Genomic DNA, 18,756 nt, shown 5'->3' on the forward strand with positions numbered 1-18,756 from the left:
GAACCGACCGCGAACCGCACAGCACCGTCGCGGTGAGGACCGTGAGGTGCGGTGCGTGGTGATCGCCGCGGTGGTGGTCGTCGCCGGACGCACACCACGGCTGCTCGGACCCCCGTCAGGTGCGGTCGACGGTGATCACCGGGCCGGTGCTCGGCAGCCGTCATGCGGGAGGGATGCGCCGACCGCCGATCCGTGCGTTCTGCGGAACGCTGCCGACGCGGAGTGGATCGCGTTTCGCGGAACGCAGGCCGGGAGGTCGGCGGGAAGCGCAGCCCTGACCCCGGTGCAGCAGAGCCACCTTCATGACGGGAAGCGTCCCCAAGGTGGCCTTGCTGCAAGTCCTGGCGGGGCGGACTGCCGACGTCGAGTGCGTTCCGCGGAACGCTGCCGTCGCGCGCAGGTCGCGTTCCGCGGAACGCGGATCGACCGCGAACCGCACAACACCCGTCGCGGTGAGGACCGTGAGGTGCGGCTGGCGGCATCACCGGGCCGCTCCTCGGCAGCTGTCACCCCGGAGGGATGCGCCGACCGCCGATCCGTGCGTTCCGCGGAACGCGACCCGTCCCCCGTTGCAGCAAGGCCACCTTCATGCCATGAAGCGTCCACAAGGTGGCCTTGCTGCAAAGTTCTGGCGGGGCGGGGCGGGGCGGGGCGGGGCGGGGCGGGGGCGGGGCGGGGGCAGGGTGGGGAGGGACTGGCGGGGAGGGCGGGGGGCGGGGGCGGGAGGGGCGGGAGGGGTGGCGGGCGTCAGGCTCGCGGCTCCAGCACCACCAGCGGGATCTCGCGCTCCGTCCGCTGCTGGTAGCCCGCGTAGTTGCGGTACTTCCCCGCGATCTGCGGCCACATCCGCGCCCGCTCCTCCGGCGAGGCGACGCGGGCGGTCATCGGGGTGCGGGGGCCGCCCTTGACCGAGACCTCCACCTCCGGCCGGGCGCGCAGGTTGTGGAACCAGGCGGGGTGGCGGTCGTCGCCGCCGCGCGAGGCCACGACCACCGGGTGGCCGTCCTCGTGCAGCGGCACGGTGAGCATCACCGAGCGGGGCTCGCCGGACTTGCGGCCCACGGTCGTCAGCTCGACCACGTCCATGCCCATGGCGTCGTAGCCCACCCGGCCGCCGGTGACCTTCACCAGCAGGCGGTGCGCGGTGTTCATGGCTTTGAGCACGAAGTCGGCGGGCATTCCCCGATGTTGTCAGAGCGCGGCGACCTCGTGCTCGAGCCGGGCGGCGACGTGGCGCCGGGCCGCCTCGGTGCGGGTGGGGAGGTGGCCCGAGCCGAACAGCGGCTCTCCGGGGGCGACGTCGCGCAGCACCTGGCGCGCGAGGGTCTGGCGGTGCACCTCGGTGGGGCCGTCGGCGGTGGCCATCACCTGCGCGTCGACCATCATCGCCGAGAACGGCATCTCGTTGGAGATCCCCAGCGCCCCGTGCAGGTGCATCGCCCGCTGCACGACGTCGTGGTAGACCCGCGGCATCGCGACCTTCACCGCCGCGATGTCCTTGCGCACGGCCCGGTAGTCCTGGTGCCGGTCGATCAGCCACGCCGTGCGCAGCAGGAGCAGCCGGAACTGCTCGATGTCGATCCAGCTCTCGGCGATCTTGTCCTGCGTCGACTGCATGTCGGCGAGGCGCCCGTGCCGGGTGGTGCGCGAGACCGCGCGCTCGGTCATGAGGTCGAAGGCGCGCCGCATCTGCGCGATGGTCCGCATGCCGTGGTGGATCCGCCCGCCGCCCAGGCGGGTCTGCGCGATCGCGAACGCCTCACCGGGCTCGCCGAGCAGGTTCTCCGCCGGCACCCGCACGCCGGTGAAGCGCAGGTAGCCGTGGCTGGAGTGCTCGGGGGACTCGGTGCCGATCCCGGCGTCGCGGACGTTCACCAGCCCCGGGGCGCCGGCCGGCACGATGAACATCGACATGCTGCGGTGCGGCCCGGCCTCGGGGTTCGTCACGACCATGACCAGCAGGAACGCGGCGTGCCGGGCGTTGGAGGAGAACCACTTCTCGCCGTCGATCACCCACTCGTCGCCCTCGCGGACCGCGCGGGTCGTGAACAGCGTCGGGTCGGCCCCGGCGTGCGGCTCGGTCATCGAGTAGCACGACGAGATCTCGCCGTCGAGCAGCGGCTGCAGGTAGCGCGCCTTCTGCTCCTCGGTGCCGTAGCGGGCGAGGATCTCGGCGTTGCCCGAGTCGGGCGCCTGGCACCCGAACACCGACGGCGCCCAGCGCGAGCGCCCGAGCAGCTCGTTGAGCAGGGCCAGGCGCACCTGCCCGTAGCCCTGGCCGCCGAGCTCGGGACGCAGGTGGCACGCCCACAGCCCGCGCTCGCGCACCTGGTCCTGCAGCGGGCGGACCAGCCGCCGCGCCCGCTCGTCGGTCTTGTCGTAGGGGTCGCCGAGGACGAGGTCGAGCGGCTCGACCTCGTCGCGCACGAACGCGTCGACCCAGTCCAGGTCGCGCTGGTAGCCGGGCTCGGTCTCGAAGTCCCACATCGTCGCGACGCTAGGAGCGGGCGCCGCGGGCGGCAACCGCGTCGGCCGCGGCGGTTGTGGAGGTCTCCAGGCCGGCTCCGAGCCCCTCGACCTGGAACGCGAGCTGCGCGGCGAGCAGGGTGTCGAAGCGGCGGACGTCCATGCCCGTGACGTGCTCGATACGCCCGAGCCGGTACCGCACGGTGTTCTCGTGGACGCCCAGCGCCTTCGCCGTCGCGCGGACCTGCGCGCCGCAGTCGAGGTAGCGCCGCAGCGTCTCGACGAGGTCGCCGCCACCCGTCTCGTCGCTCCGCCGCAGCGGCCCGAGGCACTGCTCGGCGAAGCGCAGGGCGACGTCCGCCCGGTCGCCGTTGACGACCAGCCGCAGCGTCGACAGCTCGGTGACCGCGACGACGTCGGCGCGCCCGCCCAGCGCGTCGACGATCCGGTCGACCTCCCGGGTCTCGGCGAGCGCGGGCGGGAGGTCGGGCAGGTCGTGGCAGACGCCCGACACCACCGCCCGCCGGACGCCTGTGTGCCGGGCCACCGCGTCCAGGCCGGTCCGCAGGGCCGCGTGCACCCGCCGCAGCGCCGACGGGTCGGCGTCGGCGGGCAGCGCGACGAGCAGGACGACGTCGTCGGGCCCGGCGTGGGCGGGCGGCGGCCCGTCGAGGACGGGCGCGAGCGCGTCGGCGACGGCGTCGCGGCACGCGGCGGGGGAGCGGTGCGGTGCCACCGGCAGGCGGACGACGAGCTGCGGGCGCGTCAGGTCCAGGCCGACGTGCGCGGCGAGGCGGCGCAGGTCGTCCAGAGACCGGGGACTGCCCCCGCGGGAGCCGAGCAGCAGGTCGGCCAGCACGTCGTCGCGGGCGAGCGCGGCAGCCCGCAGCCGCCGGGTCTCGCCCAGGACCTGCAGCGACAGCAGCGTCGCGGCGTGCTCGGCGAGCGGGGTCTCGGCGGGGGCCAGCGGGCGCCCCATCTCGATCAGGTCGAGGTAGCCCGCGGTCGCGCCCTCGGCGACGAGCACCGCGACGAGGTGGCGGCGGGTGAGCCCGGACAGCGGACGGGGCAGCAGCACCGTCGACGGCCGGTCGGGGCCGAGCGCGTCGAGCTCCCCGGCCGCGGCGGCGGGCAGTGCGGCCGGCAGGGCGGGCGGCTCGACCAGGTGCAGCACGGGCGGCGCCGCCCAGGTGCGGACGCGCAGGTCGGGGCCGAGCAGGGCGACGGGCCGGCCGAGCAGCTCGGCCAGCAGCGCGACGACGTCGTCGGGCTCGGCGCCGCCGAGCACCGCGCGGGAGAGCCGGGCCGGGAGCGAGCGCAGGGGATCGGGGAGGGACGGCCGCGCGCACCGCCCGAGCGCCGCCTCCGCCAGCGCGACGGCGCCCGCCAGGTCCGGCCCGTCGACGGGGCCGGGCACCAGCTCCAGCACCCCGCGCACCTCGCCGCCGACCCGCAGCGCCACGGCCAGCGCACCCGCGTCCCGCACGGTGACGCGGTCGCGCAGGGCGGCGCGGGCGGCGGGGGAGACGTCGCCGTCACCGGCGGACGCGCCCCCGTCCTCGCCGAGGAGCACGGCGCAGCGGGCCAGGCGCAGGCGGTCGCGCACGGCCCCGACCAGGAACGACAGCACCGGGTCCGCCCCCGGCGTCGGGGCTGCGGGCGCGACCGGGTCGACCGCCGTCGGGCTCGGCATGCGTCCGGTCACCTCCGTCGGTGTGCTTGCCCCGTGTGAGCAACCGCACTACCGTGACAGCCCTAACGATCGTTAGGCAAGCCCCTGGGCTCGATCTGTCGGGAAAGGACACCCCCATGGACGTCGGTGTACTGCTGGTCTTCCAGAACTGGCACGAGAACCTCAGTGACGGCGAAATGTTCCGCCAGGAGGCCGAGCTGGGCGTGCTGGCCGAGGAGTACGGCTTCGACTCGGTCTGGGCCGCCGAGCACCACTTCGACGACTACTCGATGTGCCCGGACAACCTGCAGCTGATGAGCTACCTCGCGGCGCGGACCAGCCGGATCAAGCTCGGCACGGGCGCGGTGATCCTGCCGTGGAACGACCCGCTGCGGGTCGTCGAGAAGGTCACGATGCTCGACATCCTGTCCAACGGGCGCACCCTGTTCGGCATGGGCCGCGGCCTCGCGAAGATGGAGTACGAGGGCTTCGGCGTCGACATGAACACCTCGCGCGGCCGGTTCGACGAGGCCGCCGAGCTGATCATCCGCGGGCTGGAGAACGGCTACGTCGAGAACGACGGCCCGATCTACGTGCAGCCGCGGGTCGACGTCCGCCCCGGCCCGGAGGCCGGCACGCAGTGGGCCGACCGGATCTACGGCGTCGCGATGTCGCCGGACTCGGTGCCCGCCGTCGCCAAGCTCGGCGCCCGGATGATGACGTTCATGCAGTACCCGGCGGAGATGCACGTGCCGGCCATCGAGCGCTACCGCGAGGTCTACCGCGAGACCCACCACCGCGAGCCGGGCCCGGTCCTCACCCAGGATTTCATCTACTGCCACGAGGACGCCGAGGTCGCCGAGCAGACCGCCCGCGAGCACCTGAGCCGCTACTTCCTCTCCGTCATCAAGCACTACGACTTCGCGGGGAAGCACTGGCGCGAGACCAAGGGCTACGAGGCCTACCAGTCCGGCGCCGACATGATCCGCGAGGCGGGCATGGAGGCGGCCGGCGCGGGCTACGCCGACACCCAGATCTGGGGCACGCCCGAGCAGATCGTGGAGAAGTACCGCCACCGCGTGGAGCTGTTCGGCGACCACCAGCCCAACGTCGCGCCCTCGTTCGCCGGGCTGCCGTTCGACAAGGTGCGCGCGAGCCTCAAGCTGTTCGCCGAGAAGGTCGTGCCCGAGCTGCACAAGATGGGCGTCAAGACCGCCGTACCGGCCTGACGGTCGCGGGGCGGGCGGTGACCGCCGCCCGTCCCGGGGTGGGATCCTGGTGCGCCCCGGCGCACCGGGTCCCGCGCCACCACGACCGGAAGGACCGGGGATGACCACCGCCGAGGAGCGCGAGACGCCCCCGGCCCGCCGCGGCGGCGCCCGGCGCGCGGAGCTCGTCGCGCTGGCCAGCCGCCTGTTCCGCGAGCGCGGCTACCACGGCGTCGGCATGCGCACCCTCGCCGAGGCCGCCGACATGCAGGCCGCCTCGCTCTACCACCACTTCCGCAACAAGGAGGAGCTGCTCCTCGAGGCGATCTTCGTCGTCGACCGCGACCTGATCGCCGACCAGCTCCCGATCCTCGACGGCCCCGGCACGCACCGCGAGCGGCTCGTCCGGCTCGTGCGGGGGCACGTCCGCCACATCGCCGACAACCGCGACGCCTGGTGGGTCGCCGCGCGCGAGCTGCGGGCGCTCTCGCCCGACCGGTTCGACGAGGTGCAGGTCTACCGCCGCCGCTACCAGCACCGGATCGCGCAGCACCTGGCCGACGGCGTCCGCGCCGGCGAGTTCGACTGCGACGACCCGCGGCTGGTCAGCCTCGCGATCCTGGACATGATCAACGGGCTCAACGAGTGGTTCGACCCCGCCGGACGGCTCACGATCGACGAGATCGCCGACCGCTACGCCTCCCTCGCGGTGCGCCAGCTCACTCCCTGACGGTCCTCGGCCGCCCCGCCGGCGCGCCGAACGAGGCGAGCAGCCCGCCGTCGACCGCGACCGTCGAACCGGTCATGTACGACGACCCCGCCACCGACCACACGACGTCGGCGATCTCCTCGGCCCGCGCGGGGCGCCCCAGCGGGATGCCGGCCATGATGCGCGCCTTCGCGGCGGGCGGGATGCCGTCGGTCATGTCGGTCTCCACGAACCCGGGCACGACCAGGTTGACCCGGACGCCGTCGCGCGCGAACTCCATCGCGAGCGTCTGCGTCAGCCCGGACAGCCCGGCCTTCGCCGAGCCGTAGGCGACGTCGCCCGCGAAGCCCCGCAGCCCGACCACCGCCCCGATGTTGACGACCGACGAGCCCGCCGCGAGCAGCGGACGCGCGGCCCGGACCACGGTGAACGCGCCGGTCAGGTTGGTGGCGAGCACCTCGTTCCAGGCGGCGTCGCCGACCTGCTCGATGAGCCCGCCGCGGTGCACCCCCGCGGAGTTGACGAGCACGTCGACGGAGCCGGTGCCCTCCCGGACCCGCGCGAACGCGGCCGCCACCGACTCCGGGTCGGCCACGTCGACGGGCACCGGCACGACCCGCCCCCCGGCCGGCCACCCCGCCCGCGCCGCCGACCGGGCCAGCACGTAGACCGCGTCGCCCGCGGCGAGCGCGCGGTCGACGACCGCGCGCCCGATCCCGCGGGATCCCCCCGTGACCACCCACGTGCGACCCATGTCAGTCCGGCAGCCCGCCGACGAAGGAGAGCAGCTCGGTGCGGTAGGTCTCGCCGTCCTCGGCGAACGGCGCGTGCCCGACCCCGCCGAACTCGACCAGCCGGGCGTCGCGGAAGAGCGTGCGGGACGCGCTCACGCCGTCGAAGGACACGAACCCGTCCTCGCGCCCGCACAGCAGCAGCACCGGGCACGGCAGCTCCGGCAGGATCTCGCGCTGGTCGATGCCGGCGAGGTCGCGCAGCGTGTCGTCGGCGCGGGGGCCGGACTCCATGAACTGCAGCCACATCGACTCGACGACGTCGGCCCCGACCGGCTTCACGCAGACCGCGCCCGCCACCGCCCGGAACGTCGACGCCCGGTCGGCGGCCAGCCCGGCGAGCACGCCCTCGACGTCGGCGGGCGTGCCGCCGTAGGGCCACCCCTCCGCCGACGTGTACCGCGGCGTGGCGCCACCGGTCAGCACCAGGCCGCTGATGTTCGAACCCAGCCGGGCCGCGGCCTCGGTGGCGACCGCGCCGCCCAGCGACCAGCCGTTCAGCACCGGCGCGCGCAGCCCGAGGTGCTCGACGAGCGCGACCACGTCGGAGGCGATCGCCGCGATCGAGGTGTCGGCGAAGTCCTTGTCCGACCGCCCGCAGGCGCGGTGGTCGAACGTCACCACCGCGTGGCCCGCGGCGCGCAGCGCGGGCAGCGTCGTGTCCCAGCAGCGCGAGGTCACGCCCCAGCCGTGCACGAGGACCACCGGGCGACCCGCGCCCGCGTGGTGCTCGTAGTAGACCCGCTTGCCGTCCTCCACCTCGAGGAACGCCATGTCCTGCCTCCTTCGTCGTCGTGATCGGGTTCGTGGTCGGGTCAGGTGCGTCCGGCGTACCGGCTGCGCAGCCGCCGCTTGTCGGTCTTGCCCACGCTGGTCCGCGGCAGCGCGTCCACCACCAGCACCTCCTCGGGCAGCCACCAGCGCGGTACGCGCTCCTCCAGCCGCGCGAGCAGCTCCGCCCCGGTGGCGCCCGCGCCCGGGCGCAGCACCGCGACCGCCAGCGGCCGCTCCTGCCAGCGGTGGTGGGGCACCGCCACCACCGCGGCGTCGGCGACGTCCGGGTCGGCCAGCAGCGCCTGCTCCAGGGCCACCGAGCTGATCCACTCGCCGCCGCTCTTGATGAGGTCCTTGGTGCGGTCGACGACGTGCAGCCGGCCCTGCCCGTCGATCGTCGCGACGTCCCCGGTGCGCAGCCAGCCGTCGTCGAACCGGTCGGGCGCCTCCCCGAGGTAGTAGGACGTGGCCACCCACGGGCCGCGGACGTGCAGCTCGCCGACGGCCGTGCCGTCCCAGGGCAGCTCGTGCCCCGCGTCGTCGACGATCCGCCACCGCAGCCCGGGCAGCAGCCTGCCCTGGGTGCGGGTGTCGCGGTACCGCTCCTCGGCGTCCTCGATCGGCGCGGGCGGCCGCGTGAACGTCGCCATCGGCGAGATCTCGGTCATCCCCCAGCCCTGGAAGACCGGCACGCCGAGCTTGTCGAGGCCGCGGACCAGGTCCAGCGGGGGCGTCGACCCGCCGAGCACCAGCGCCCGCAGGCTCGACAGGTCGCCGCCGTGGGTGCGGACGTGGTCGAGCAGGTCGACGGCGACGGTCGGCACCATCCCGACGTAGGTGACGCGCTCGCGGGCGATGATGTCGGCGATCTGCGCGACGGTCGGGTGCGGGCCGGGCAGCACCTGCGCCGCCCCGGCCATCGTCGCCGCGAACGGCACGCCCCAGCCGTTGGCGTGGAACAGCGGCACGACGTGCAGGACGGTGTCGCGCGCGGAGATCGCGTGGCCGTCGGCGAGGCAGGCGGCGAAGGTGTGCAGGACGAGCCCGCGGTGGGTGTAGCCGACGCCCTTGGGCCGGCCCGTGGTGCCCGAGGTGTAGCAGAGGACGGCGAGGTCGTGCTCGGAGCGCGGCGGCGGCTCGGTGAGCTCCGGCCCGGCCGCGACCAGCGCCTCGTAGGCGTCGCCGGTGTCGATGACGCCCAGTTCCGGGTGCACGCCGTCGAGCAGGCCCACGAGGTCGGGATCGGCGAGGATCAGCCGGTCGTCGGCGTGGCCGGCGATGTAGGCGATCTCCTCTGCCGAGAGGCGCAGGTTGAGCGTGTGCAGGACGGCCCCGGCCAGCGGCACCGCGGCGTACAGCTCGAGGTGGCGGTGGTGGTTCCAGGACAGGCTCGCCACGCGGTCGCCCGGCCGGACCCCGAGCGCGCGCAGCGCCCCGGCCAGCCGCGACACCCGTGCCGCGTAGGCGCCGTAGTCGTAGCGGACGACCTCGGCGCCGTCGTCGTAGCCGACGATCGCGCGGCGCGGGTGGTGGCGCCGCGCGCGCTCCAGGAAGTCGGTGACGAGCAGCTCGCTCATCCCGCCAGCCGCTCCCGCACGGCCGGCACCACCTTGTCGGCCAGGTACGCGATCCGCTCGGACCCCGAGTCGACGGGCTCGCCGGGCAGCTGCGCCCAGAAGTGCACGTCCTTGATCTGCGGACAGGCGCGCAGCATGTCGGTCAGCTCGGTCACGGCCGTCTCGGCGTCCATCAGCCGGTAGGCGCCCGCCTCCAGGATCTGGGCGGGGTCGGCGAAGCGCGGGACGTCGTCCGGCGGGCCGAACGCGCCCCAGGAGATGTACTCGTTGAGCTGGTAGAGCGCGTGCTTCCCGATCCGCGACCAGACCTCCTCCGGGTCCTCGGCGATGATCGACCACTGCCCGGCGTAGATCCTCGCGTCGGCCACCGACCCGCCGGTCCGCTCGACGGCGGCGAGGTAGGTGGCGTGGTGGGCGTTCTGGGTGCTGAGGAAGCCGTCGGCGATGCGGGCGGCGCGCTCGATCGCGACGTCGGCCATGGCCCCCACCAGCAGCTGCGGCGTGCGCTCGGGCACGGGCGTGACGGCGACGGGCGGCAGCGTGTACCGCTTGCCCGCGAAGCCCTCGGCCGATCCCGACCACGCGCGCCGGATGACCTCGACGCCCTCCTCCAGCAGGCTCGGCCGCTGGCGGACCTGCTTGCCGAACGCCTCGAACTCGCGCACCCAGTAGCCCTGGCCGACGCCGAGGTCGAAGCGCCCGCCCGAGAGCAGCGACAGCGTCGCGGAGTCCTCGGCCAGTCGCACCGGGTCGTGCAGCGGCGACACGATGAGGTTCGTCCCGACGTGCATCCGCGAGGTCCGCTGCAGGATCGCCGAGGCCAGCACGAACGGCGAGGGGCTGTAGCCGTCGGCGCAGAAGTGGTGCTCGGTGAGCCAGGCCGAGTCCAGGCCGCGCTGCTCGGCCCACGCGATCTGGTCGAGGACCTCCGCGTAGAAGGAGCTGAACGGCCGGTCGGGGTCGGGGTTGCGGAAGTCGTACCAGAGTCCGAAGGTCGGGCCGCTCGCCGCGCTCTGCTCGGTCATGCCCGCAGCGTGGCCGCCCCTGTGGCGCGTGTCACGACCGCCGGGTGCGGGCCGTTGTCGACTCCACCAACGCCGCGCTCCCGGTGCCCGGCCCGCGCCCGGCGCCGCCGATACGGTGGCGGGCGTGACGACCACGGCCCAGCCCGACTGGCTCCCCCCGGAGGTCGTCGACCTCGCCGCCGTCGTCCGCTGGGGCGCGGAGTGCGGCCTGCCCGACGGCCCGGTCGAGGACGTGCGGCGGATCGGCGGCGGCACGCAGAACATCGTGCTGCGGATGACGTGGGCGGGGCGCGACCTCGTGCTGCGCCGCCCGCCCGAGCACCCGCGCCCCTCCAGCAACGGCGTGCTCCGCCGCGAGATGCGGGTGCTGGCCGCGCTCGCCGGCTCCGACGTGCCGCACCCCGGGTTCGTCCTGGGCTGCGACGACGAGTCGGTGCTCGGCGGCGTCGTGTTCTACCTGATGGAGGCCGTCGACGGGATCAACCCGGGCGACGGGATCCGCGGCGTCTGCGCCACCGACCCGGCCGCCCGGCACGCCGCCGCGCTCGACACGGCGGCCGCGCTGGCCCGCCTCGCCGCCCTCGACCACGAGGCCGTCGGGCTCGGCGACCTCGGTCGACCCGAGGGGTTCCTGGCCCGGCAGGTGCCGCGCTGGGTCGAGCACCTGGCGTCCTACGACCGGATCGAGGGCTACCCCGGCTCCACCCTGCCGCACGTCGACGCGCTGGCCCGCTGGCTCACCGACCACCGCCCGCCCGACGGGCGGCCCGGCATCGTGCACGGCGACTACCACCTCAACAACGTGCTGCTCGCGCTCGACGCGCCGCGCGTGGCGGCCGTCGTCGACTGGGAGATGTGCACCATCGGCGACCCGCTGCTCGACCTCGGCTGGCTGCTCGTCACCTGGCCCGACGGGTTCGCCGACCCGATCGCGGGGGGCGCGCTGGCCGCGCTGGGCGGCCTGCCCGCCCCCGCCGACCTGGCCGCCCACTACGGCGCCCGCAGCGACCGCAACCTCTCCGCGCTCGACTGGTACACCGTCCTCGCCGGCTTCAAGCTCGCCATCGTCATCGAGGGCACGCACGCCCGCGCGCAGGCCGGGCAGGCCGACCGCGCGGTCGGCGACCGGCTGCACCGCAACGCCGTCGACCTGCTGGAGCGGGCCGCCTCGGTGGCCGGCGTCTGACCCGGCTCACCCCGACTGCGCCAGCGCGAACGGCAGCACCGACCCGGCCCCGGCCCGGCGCAGCAGCCGGGCGGCGACCGTCATCGTCCAGCCCGAGTCGATGAGGTCGTCGACGAGCAGGACCGGCCCGTCGGGCAGCGCGAACGACGGCTCCTCGAACCCGTGCCACACCGCGGCGAGCCGCTGCGCCGAGTTGGCGTGCGCGCCGGGCCGCGGCCCGGCCGGCACGAGCGTGCCGAGCAGGGGGAGGCGGCCGATCTCGCTGATCCGGCGGGCCAGGTGCTCGAGCTGGTGCGGGCGGGTGCGCGAGCCGATGCCGACGACCCCGACCGGTCGCTCCTCCCAGCCCCACCCGGCGAGCACGCGCACGACGGCGTCGAGCACGTCCTTGGGCACGGGGAGGTCGGTACCGCTGACGGCCTCGCCGGTCTCCGGGTCGACGTCGGGCCCGAACTCGTCGTCGGCGGGCGGGGTGGGGTCGAGCAGCTCGCGCAGCCGGGTGCCCCAGCCGATGTCGGACAGGCGCCCGATCACCCGGCCGGTGCCGGCCAGCTCGCCGGCCGGGATCTTCCCGGACGCGGGCACGTCGAGCTCGGCCATGCCGGTGGGCCACTGCTTGCGGGGCGCCACCTCGACGCCCGGGCGCGCGATCCGCTCGGCGGCCGCCTCGGCCGCCCCGGCGTCGACGTCGGTGCTCCACGCCGTGCCCGCGCACACGTCGCAGCGCCCGCACGGGGCGGCGCCCGGGTCGTCGAGCTGCTCGCGCAGGAACACGAGCCGGCAGCGGTCGGTGGCGAGGTAGTCGAGCATCGCCTGCTGCTCGGCCTTGCGGGCCTGCGCGATCCGGCGGTGGCGCTCCTCGTCGTAGACCCAGTCCCGGCCGGTGGCGACCCACCCGCCCTTGACCCGCTTCGCCGCGCCGTCGCTGTCGAGGACCTTGAGCAGCATCTCCAGCCGCGTGCGCGAGAGGTCGACGCGCGTCTCGATGGCGGCGGTGGACAGCGGCTCGTCGCCGAGCACGGCCAGCGTCTGGCGCACGACGGGCTCGGGCGGGAACGCCAGGGAGGCGAAGTAGCGCCAGATGTCCTGGTCCTCGTGGCCGGGCAGCAGGACCACCTCGGCGCGTTCCACGGCGCGGCCGGCGCGGCCGATCTGCTGGTAGTAGGCCACCGGCGACGCGGGTGCGCCCAGGTGCACGACGAAGCCGAGGTCGGGCTTGTCGAACCCCATGCCCAGCGCCGACGTGGCCACCAGCGCCTTGACGCGGTTGGCCAGCAGGTCGCCCTCCGCGGCGAGGCGCTCCTCGGGCGGGGTCTTGCCGGTGTAGGAGGCGACCGGGTGGCCGCGCTCGCGCAGGAACTCCGCGACCTCCTCGGCCGCCTGGATCGTGAGCGTGTAGACGATGCCGGCGCCCGGCAGTGCGTCCATCTGCGCGGCGAGCCAGCCCAGCCGGTCGGCCGCCGTGCGGAGCGTGACGACCGAGAGCCGCAGGCTCTCGCGGTCGAGCGAGCCGCGCAGCACCAGCGGCTCACCCGCCGCCAACCCCAGCTGCTCGGTGACGTCGACGACCACGCGGTCGTTGGCCGTGGCCGTGGTGGCGAGCACCGGGATGCCGTCGGGCAGCTCGGCGATCAGCGCGCGCAGGCGGCGGTAGTCGGGGCGGAAGTCGTGGCCCCAGTCGGACACGCAGTGCGCCTCGTCGACGACGAGCATCCCCGCCGACGCGGTGAGCCGGGGGAGCACGCGGTCGCGGAAGTCGGGGTTGTTGAGCCGCTCCGGGCTGACCAGCAGCACGTCGACCTCCCCGGCCTCGACCGCGGCGTAGGTGCGCTCCCAGTCGGCGGTGTTGGCGGAGTTGACCGTGGCCGCGCGGATCCCGGCCCGCGCGGCGGCGTCGATCTGGTTGCGCATCAGCGCGAGCAGCGGGGAGACGATCACCGTGGCGCCCGCGCCCTGCTCGCGCAGCAGCGCGGTGGCCACGAAGTACACCGCGGACTTGCCCCACCCCGTGCGCTGCACCACCAGCGCCCGCCGCCGCTCCGCGACGAGCGCGTGGATCGCCGTCCACTGGTCCTCGCGCAGCCGCGCCTCCGGCCCGGCGAGGGTGGTGAGGACCTCCTCGGCCCGGGCGCGCAGGTCCTGCTCGGTGGTGGTCATGGCGTCGATGGTTCACCAGGGGTCCGACAGTCCGGGCACCGCACCGCCGTTGCCGCGTCCGCACCGCCGCTCCGACGGCGGTGCGGTGCCCAGGGCGGCGGTGCGGTGGAGGGGATCTGCGGAACGGCCACGGACGACGTGGTGCCCCGCGCATGCTGCGCCGGTGGACCTCCCGCTCTCCGGGCCCCTGCTGAGGCCCGGCCTGCTCGCCGCCGGCGTCACCGATCACGAGCTGCGCCGGTTGCGCCGCACCGGCGGGCTGGCCGTGCTGGCCCGCGGCGCGTACGCCGACCCCGCAGACCCCCGCCTGCGCCGTCCCGAGGACCGGCACGCCCTGCTCGTCGCCGCCGCGGTCCCGCGGGTCGCGGCCGACGCGGTCGTCAGCCACGTGTCCGCGGCCGTGCTGCACGGCCTGCCGGTCTGGGCCATCGCGCTGGACCGCGTCCACACGACCCGCCCGCGGCGCACGAGCGCCGTGCGCACCGGGCGGCTGCACGTCCACACCGCCCCGCTCCGCGCGGAGGACGTCTGCGAGGTCGGCGGCGTCCGCGCGACGTCGGTGGCGCGGACGCTCGCCGACGTCGCCCGCACGTCAGCGTTCGAGCAGGCCGTCGTGGTCCTCGACGCGGCGCTGCGCCGGCACCTGGTCACCCGCGAGGAGCTGCAGGCCGTGCTCGCGCGGATGCCCCGCTGGCCGGGCGTCCCGGCGGCGCGCCGCGCCGTCGCGTTCGCCGACCCGGGTGCCGACAGCCCGGGGGAGTCGCGCAGCCGGGTGGCGATGGCCCGGCTCGGTGTGGCGACGCCGGTGCTGCAGTGGGAGGTGCGCTCGCCCGGCGGCGTGGTGCTCGGCACGGCCGACTTCGGCTGGCCGGAGCACGGGTGGGCGGGGGAGTTCGACGGTCTCGTGAAGTACGGACGGACCGGGCAGCAGGCGGCGGACGTCGTCGTGGCCGAGAAGCGCCGCGAGGACGCCATGCGCACGGTCCTGCGCGGGTTCACCCGGTGGACGTGGGGCGAGCTCGCCGCCTTCGCGGAGGTGGCGCGCCGGCTGCCGCGCTGACCGCACCGCCGTCTCGTCGTCCGCACCGCCGCCGCAACAGCGGTGCGGACCCCACGACGGCGGTGCAGTGACGTGTGACGGCCGCCCTGGGCGGATCGGCGGCGCTCAAGGCAGGATGGGCCGCGTGAGTGCTCCCCAGTCGCCGCTGTTCGGGTCCGTGGCCGACGTGGCCGAGCGGCTGGCCGGGGTCGGGTACCTCGCCTCCACCGCCGTCGCCACCACGGTCTACCTGGCCGACCGCCTCGGCAAGCCGCTGCTCGTCGAGGGCCCCGCGGGCGTCGGCAAGACCGAGCTGGCCAAGGCCGTGGCGCAGGCGACGGGCTCGGGCCTGGTGCGCCTGCAGTGCTACGAGGGCATCGACGAGGCCCGCGCGCTCTACGAGTGGAACCACGCCAAGCAGCTGCTGCGGATCACCGCGGGCCAGGGCCAGGAGTCGTGGGACGAGACGCGCGACGACGTGTTCTCCGAGGAGTTCCTGCTGCCGCGCCCGCTGCTCACCGCGATCCGGCGCAGCGACCCGACGGTGCTGCTCATCGACGAGATGGACAAGGCCGACGTCGAGGTCGAGGGCCTGCTGCTGGAGGTGCTGTCGGACTTCCAGGTGACCGTCCCGGAGATGGGCACGATCAGCGCCACCCGCCGCCCGTTCGCGCTGCTGACGTCGAACTCCACCCGCGAGCTGTCGGAGGCGCTCAAGCGCCGCTGCCTGTTCCTGCACCTCGACTTCCCCGACGCCGACCTGGAGCGCCGCATCGTGGCGTCGCGGGTGCCGGAGCTGACGGAGGCGATGGTCGACGCGCTGGTCCGCACGGTCCGGGTGCTGCGCACGCTGGAGCTGCGCAAGTCGCCCAGCGTGGCCGAGACGATCGACTGGGGCCGCACCCTGCTCGCGCTGGGCCTCGACACCCTCGACGACGACGCCGTCCGCGCCACCCTGGGCGTCGTGCTCAAGCACCAGTCCGACACCGTGAAGGCGGCGTCGGAGCTGCGGCTCAACTAGGAGAAATGCACGTTCGGGCCGGTCCGGGGACGATCTCCGGAGCGCTCGACCGGCGCACGCTCTGCGCATGGTGATCCTGCTGATGTGCGTGGGCGCGGCCCTGATGGTGCTGCTGGCCCTGGTCGTGACCGTCGTCGACGTCGTGGGGGCCCCGGCCCGCCGTGAGCTGGCCGCGCAGCGGCGCGGGGCGTGGGAGCGCGCCTCAGAGGAGGCGGTCGCCGGGAGCCGGTGACGGCTCCTGGCGCTCCTCCTGCACCTGCACCTCCACCCGGGCGGCCACCGCCGCCGGGTGCCACAGCTCGTCGAACGGGCCCATCAGCGAGTAGCCGCCGGAGGTGCCCCGGTTCCGGACGCGGCGCGCGAGCCAGACCAGCCCGGCCAGCGGCGCACCCAGCACGGCGACGGTGAGCAGGGCCTCCACGACGGAGAGGCTAGCCCCGCCGGGCCTTGCGCGTGGCCAGCAGCACGCGCACGAGGTACGCGGGGGACGGGGGCGTCCAGCCGAGCTGCTGCGAGGTGCCCAGGTCGTCGCGGTTCGCCCAGTGCTCCACGACCTTCCCGTCGCGCACGCGCAGCCAGTGCGTCTGCGTGGTCGCGAAGGACCGCCCCCTGGCCGGGAACGCCTGCGCGGGCCGGCCGTCGGCGCCGTAGCCGACGAACACGCCGGTCTGGCGGCCCGACATCGTCGTGTGCACGGCCACCAGGTCGCCGTCGACCACCGCCTCGTGGACCTCCCAGGCCAGGTCGTCGAAGATCCCGCGCATCCACTCCGCCGTCGCGTGGAAGGCGGCGGGGCCCCGGCCACGGCAGGCGGGCGGCTCCGAGGCGGCCTCGCGGTTGACGGCGTCGGGGTGCACGACCTCGGCGAACTCGGCGAGGGTGCCCCGGGCCATCAGCCCGATCGAGCGGACGGCGACCTCGCGGACATCGGTGCTGATCACGGTCGCTCCCGGAGTTACGATGGAACCTGCTTCAATCCATTTGATCCTGGTTCCACCGAGAACGCAAGGGGGTCCGGATGGTCCGCCGCTACTCCACGGCCCTGCGCACCGAGCAGGCCGCGCAGGCCCGCCGCCGCGTCCTGGAGGCCGCGCACGCCGCCTTCGTCGACGGCGGCTACACCGGGACCACGCTCGCCGCCGTCGCGGCGGCGGCGCAGGTCAGCGTCCAGACCGTCTACAACGCGGTGGGCGGGAAGCCCGCGCTGCTCAAGGCGGTCTACGACGTGGCGCTCGCGGGCGACGACGACCCCGTGCCGATGGCGGAGCGCCCGGCCGCGCGGGCGATGCGGGCGGCCGTCGACGGACGGGAGTGCCTGGCCCTCTACGCCGGCACGGCCCGCGCCGTCGGCGAGCGCACCCATCCGCTGCTCCGGGTGCTGCTCACGGCCGACGACCCCGACCTGCGGGCGTTCGCCGAGACCGTGGAGGAGGAGCGCGCGATGGGCACCCGCGCCGTGGCGGGGCTGGTCGCGCAGCGGTTCGGGCTGCGCGACGCCCTCGACGTCGAGGACGCGGCGGCCGTGCTCTGGGCCCTGACCGCCCCCGACCTCGCCGACCGGCTCGTCCGCCGCCGCGGCTGGGGCTGGGACCGCTTCGAGTCCTGGCTGGCTCGGACGACGGCCGACGCCCTGCTCGGCGCCCCCGTGACGGCCTGACGCACGGCGAGGGGGCGGCCTGTCCGGCGTCAGACGAAGGCCGCGAGGCCCTCGTACTCCGCCACCGGGGCGGCGCCGACCGCCTCGTACTCCAGCAGCAGCAGGCCGTTCCCCGTCACCTCGTGACCGACGAGCCGGAGGCCGACGGGCCCGCCCGGGTCGAGCAGCCGCCGCCCGGACCCGACGACGGTCGGTGCGACGACGAGCCGGAGCGCGTCGACGAGGCCGGCCGCCAGCAGGGTGCGGCCCAGGCGCGCACTGCCGTGGATCTGCAGCTCCCGTCCCGGACGGTCCCGGAGCTCCCCGACGGTCCGGACCGGGTCGCCGCGGAGCACGGTCGTCGGGTGCCAGGACCCCTCGGTGAGGGTGCTGGTGACCACGTACTTCGGCAGCGCGTTCATCCGCTCGGTGAACGGGTCCGGGTCGGTGATGCGCGGCCAGTCCCGGGCGAACGCCTCGTAGGTGCGCCGCCCGAGCAGCAGGCCGTCGGCGAGGTCCAGCCACTCGGAGGTGCGCTGGACGAACACGTCGTCCAGGTGGGGGACGAGCCAGCCGCCCATGGTGAAGCTGTCGCTGGTGTCCTCGGTCGGCGAGCCGGGGCCCTGGCTGACGCCGTCGAGGGTGACGAACTCCGTGAGGACGACCCTCATCGCACGGCCCGGCTCTCGACGACCCCGGCGAGCTGGCCGGTGACCGTGCCCCAGCCGTCGGCGAACCCGAGCTCCGCGTGGAGGGCGCGGGCGGCCGGATCGCCGTGCCGGACGAGCACCCGGTAGCGGGTGCCGTCCGGGTGGTCGGCGAGCGTGATCTCGGCCGTCATGGCCACCGGGGCGGGGACCGCGGGCCGCCACGCGCTGTCGATCGCGTTCGTGAACACGATCCGCTCCCGCTCGTCGACGACGAGGAAGGTCGCGTCGATCTGCGGGACGAACCGCGCCCCGTCCTCGCTCATCCGCGTCACGAACGCGCCGCCGGACCGGACGTCCAGGCGGTCGACGCGGCACGCCGTCGGGGCCGGGACCCACCACTGCTCCAGGCGGGACGGGTCGGTCCACGCGCTCCACACGGCGTCCCGCGGGGCGCGGATGACCCGTTCCAGGGTCAGGTCGAGATCGGGGTTCATCGTCGTTCCTCCGGGGGATCGGTGAGGAGGTGCTCGAGCCGGTCGGTGCGGTCCTCCCAGATGCGGCGCTGCTCGGCGAGCCAGTCGTCGACGAGCGCGAGGCGTCCGGGCCGCAGCGCGCAGGTGCGCACCCGGCCGTGCTTGACCGTGCTGATCAGGCCGTTCGTCTCCAGCACGCGCACGTGCTTCATGAAGGACGGCAGGGTCATCGGGAACTCGCCGGCGAGGTCGCCCACGCTCCTCGGGCCGCGGCCGAGGCGTCGGATGACGCCGCGCCGCGTCGGGTCGGCGAGTGCGACGAGCACGCCGTCGAGCTCCGTCGAATACTGTGCCACGCGGCTAAGTGTGGCA

The 18,756-nt window shown here is 75.1% G+C and carries 20 protein-coding genes; 7 read left to right on the top strand and 13 right to left on the bottom strand.

Going from position 1 to position 18,756, the window contains the following annotated elements; translation table 11 throughout:
* Nucleotides 1–747 precede the first annotated feature (747 nt).
* Genes HOP40_RS16265 through HOP40_RS16275 form a run of 3 tightly spaced genes read right to left on the bottom strand, consistent with a single transcriptional unit; the run spans nucleotide 748 to nucleotide 4,159 of the window.
* The gene (locus HOP40_RS16265) at nucleotides 748–1,179 is read right to left on the bottom strand and encodes a nitroreductase/quinone reductase family protein (RefSeq protein ID WP_172159471.1); all 432 of its coding nucleotides are present in this window, start codon (nucleotides 1,177–1,179) and stop codon (nucleotides 748–750) included.
* A 12-nt stretch (nucleotides 1,180–1,191) separates the two neighbouring features.
* Entirely contained in the window at nucleotides 1,192–2,487 is a 1,296-nt protein-coding gene (locus tag HOP40_RS16270; protein ID WP_172159473.1) for an acyl-CoA dehydrogenase family protein, read from the bottom strand.
* Between the two features lie 10 nt (nucleotides 2,488–2,497).
* Nucleotides 2,498–4,159, bottom strand: a complete 1,662-nt coding sequence (locus HOP40_RS16275) for a PucR family transcriptional regulator (protein ID WP_172159475.1) — start codon at nucleotides 4,157–4,159, stop codon at nucleotides 2,498–2,500.
* Nucleotides 4,160–4,275: 116 nt separating this feature from the next.
* Here HOP40_RS16275 and HOP40_RS16280 point away from each other — a divergent pair, with 116 nt between their 5' ends.
* The gene (locus tag HOP40_RS16280) at nucleotides 4,276–5,367 is read left to right on the top strand and encodes an LLM class flavin-dependent oxidoreductase (RefSeq protein ID WP_172159477.1); all 1,092 of its coding nucleotides are present in this window, start codon (nucleotides 4,276–4,278) and stop codon (nucleotides 5,365–5,367) included.
* A gap of 100 nt (nucleotides 5,368–5,467) precedes the next feature.
* Nucleotides 5,468–6,076, top strand: a complete 609-nt coding sequence (locus HOP40_RS16285) for a TetR/AcrR family transcriptional regulator (RefSeq protein ID WP_172159479.1) — start codon at nucleotides 5,468–5,470, stop codon at nucleotides 6,074–6,076.
* Here HOP40_RS16285 and HOP40_RS16290 read toward each other — a convergent pair.
* The 4 genes from HOP40_RS16290 to HOP40_RS16305 are packed head-to-tail and all read right to left on the bottom strand — an operon-like array spanning nucleotide 6,066 to nucleotide 10,222.
* Nucleotides 6,066–6,809 carry an SDR family NAD(P)-dependent oxidoreductase gene (locus HOP40_RS16290; protein WP_172159481.1) on the bottom strand — a complete coding sequence of 248 codons (744 nt, stop codon included), beginning with the start codon at nucleotides 6,807–6,809 and terminating at the stop codon, nucleotides 6,066–6,068. The genes HOP40_RS16285 and HOP40_RS16290 overlap by 11 nt on opposite strands.
* Before the next feature lies 1 nt (nucleotide 6,810).
* Nucleotides 6,811–7,620 (bottom strand): alpha/beta fold hydrolase, encoded by an 810-nt coding sequence (locus HOP40_RS16295; RefSeq protein ID WP_172159483.1) that lies wholly within the window; start codon nucleotides 7,618–7,620, stop codon nucleotides 6,811–6,813.
* A gap of 41 nt (nucleotides 7,621–7,661) precedes the next feature.
* Nucleotides 7,662–9,197 carry a long-chain-fatty-acid--CoA ligase gene (locus HOP40_RS16300; protein WP_172159485.1) on the bottom strand — a complete coding sequence of 512 codons (1,536 nt, stop codon included), beginning with the start codon at nucleotides 9,195–9,197 and terminating at the stop codon, nucleotides 7,662–7,664.
* On the bottom strand, nucleotides 9,194–10,222 hold the full coding sequence (locus HOP40_RS16305) for an LLM class flavin-dependent oxidoreductase (protein ID WP_172159487.1): 1,029 nt from the start codon (nucleotides 10,220–10,222) through the stop codon (nucleotides 9,194–9,196). The genes HOP40_RS16300 and HOP40_RS16305 overlap by 4 nt, the downstream gene beginning before the upstream one ends.
* A gap of 124 nt (nucleotides 10,223–10,346) precedes the next feature.
* On the opposite strand from HOP40_RS16305, the gene HOP40_RS16310 reads away from it, so the two are divergent.
* Nucleotides 10,347–11,408, top strand: coding sequence for a phosphotransferase family protein (locus tag HOP40_RS16310; RefSeq protein ID WP_205347208.1), 1,062 nt, complete (start codon nucleotides 10,347–10,349; stop codon nucleotides 11,406–11,408).
* Between the two features lie 6 nt (nucleotides 11,409–11,414).
* On the opposite strand, the gene HOP40_RS16315 is transcribed toward HOP40_RS16310, so the two are convergent.
* The gene (locus HOP40_RS16315) at nucleotides 11,415–13,565 is read right to left on the bottom strand and encodes a RecQ family ATP-dependent DNA helicase (protein ID WP_172159491.1); all 2,151 of its coding nucleotides are present in this window, start codon (nucleotides 13,563–13,565) and stop codon (nucleotides 11,415–11,417) included.
* Nucleotides 13,566–13,728: 163 nt separating this feature from the next.
* Between HOP40_RS16315 and HOP40_RS16320 the strand changes: the two genes are divergently transcribed.
* The 3 genes from HOP40_RS16320 to HOP40_RS16330 all read left to right on the top strand — a co-directional run bounded on the left by HOP40_RS16320 (nucleotide 13,729) and on the right by HOP40_RS16330 (nucleotide 15,857).
* Nucleotides 13,729–14,625 carry a hypothetical protein gene (locus HOP40_RS16320; protein WP_172159493.1) on the top strand — a complete coding sequence of 299 codons (897 nt, stop codon included), beginning with the start codon at nucleotides 13,729–13,731 and terminating at the stop codon, nucleotides 14,623–14,625.
* A 115-nt stretch (nucleotides 14,626–14,740) separates the two neighbouring features.
* On the top strand, nucleotides 14,741–15,625 hold the full coding sequence (locus tag HOP40_RS16325) for an AAA family ATPase (RefSeq protein ID WP_172159495.1): 885 nt from the start codon (nucleotides 14,741–14,743) through the stop codon (nucleotides 15,623–15,625).
* A 67-nt stretch (nucleotides 15,626–15,692) separates the two neighbouring features.
* On the top strand, nucleotides 15,693–15,857 hold the full coding sequence (locus HOP40_RS16330; protein ID WP_172159497.1) for a hypothetical protein: 165 nt from the start codon (nucleotides 15,693–15,695) through the stop codon (nucleotides 15,855–15,857).
* On the opposite strand, the gene HOP40_RS16335 is transcribed toward HOP40_RS16330, so the two are convergent.
* A complete protein-coding gene (locus tag HOP40_RS16335; RefSeq protein WP_172159499.1) occupies nucleotides 15,828–16,046 on the bottom strand; it encodes a hypothetical protein in 219 nt (72 codons plus the stop codon). The two genes, HOP40_RS16330 and HOP40_RS16335, sit on opposite strands and share 30 nt — an antisense overlap.
* A 10-nt stretch (nucleotides 16,047–16,056) precedes the next feature.
* The gene (locus tag HOP40_RS16340; RefSeq protein WP_240157709.1) at nucleotides 16,057–16,566 is read right to left on the bottom strand and encodes an ester cyclase; all 510 of its coding nucleotides are present in this window, start codon (nucleotides 16,564–16,566) and stop codon (nucleotides 16,057–16,059) included.
* Nucleotides 16,567–16,643: 77 nt separating this feature from the next.
* Here HOP40_RS16340 and HOP40_RS16345 point away from each other — a divergent pair, with 77 nt between their 5' ends.
* Complete coding sequence (locus tag HOP40_RS16345; protein ID WP_172159501.1) at nucleotides 16,644–17,282, top strand: TetR/AcrR family transcriptional regulator; 639 nt, start codon at nucleotides 16,644–16,646, stop codon at nucleotides 17,280–17,282.
* A 29-nt stretch (nucleotides 17,283–17,311) separates the two neighbouring features.
* Here the strand turns inward: HOP40_RS16345 and HOP40_RS16350 are convergent, their stop codons facing one another.
* Genes HOP40_RS16350 through HOP40_RS16360 form a run of 3 tightly spaced genes read right to left on the bottom strand, consistent with a single transcriptional unit; the run spans nucleotide 17,312 to nucleotide 18,740 of the window.
* Nucleotides 17,312–17,932: a dihydrofolate reductase family protein gene (locus HOP40_RS16350; RefSeq protein ID WP_172159503.1), complete on the bottom strand. Its 621-nt coding sequence runs from the start codon at nucleotides 17,930–17,932 to the stop codon at nucleotides 17,312–17,314.
* Nucleotides 17,929–18,405, bottom strand: a complete 477-nt coding sequence (locus tag HOP40_RS16355; RefSeq protein ID WP_172159505.1) for an SRPBCC domain-containing protein — start codon at nucleotides 18,403–18,405, stop codon at nucleotides 17,929–17,931. Before HOP40_RS16355 ends, HOP40_RS16350 begins: the two co-directional genes overlap by 4 nt.
* The gene (locus HOP40_RS16360; protein WP_172159507.1) at nucleotides 18,402–18,740 is read right to left on the bottom strand and encodes an ArsR/SmtB family transcription factor; all 339 of its coding nucleotides are present in this window, start codon (nucleotides 18,738–18,740) and stop codon (nucleotides 18,402–18,404) included. The genes HOP40_RS16355 and HOP40_RS16360 overlap by 4 nt, the downstream gene beginning before the upstream one ends.
* Nucleotides 18,741–18,756 lie beyond the last annotated feature (16 nt).

The sequence above is a fragment of the Pseudonocardia broussonetiae genome (assembly GCF_013155125.1).
GTDB lineage: Bacteria > Actinomycetota > Actinomycetes > Mycobacteriales > Pseudonocardiaceae > Pseudonocardia > Pseudonocardia broussonetiae.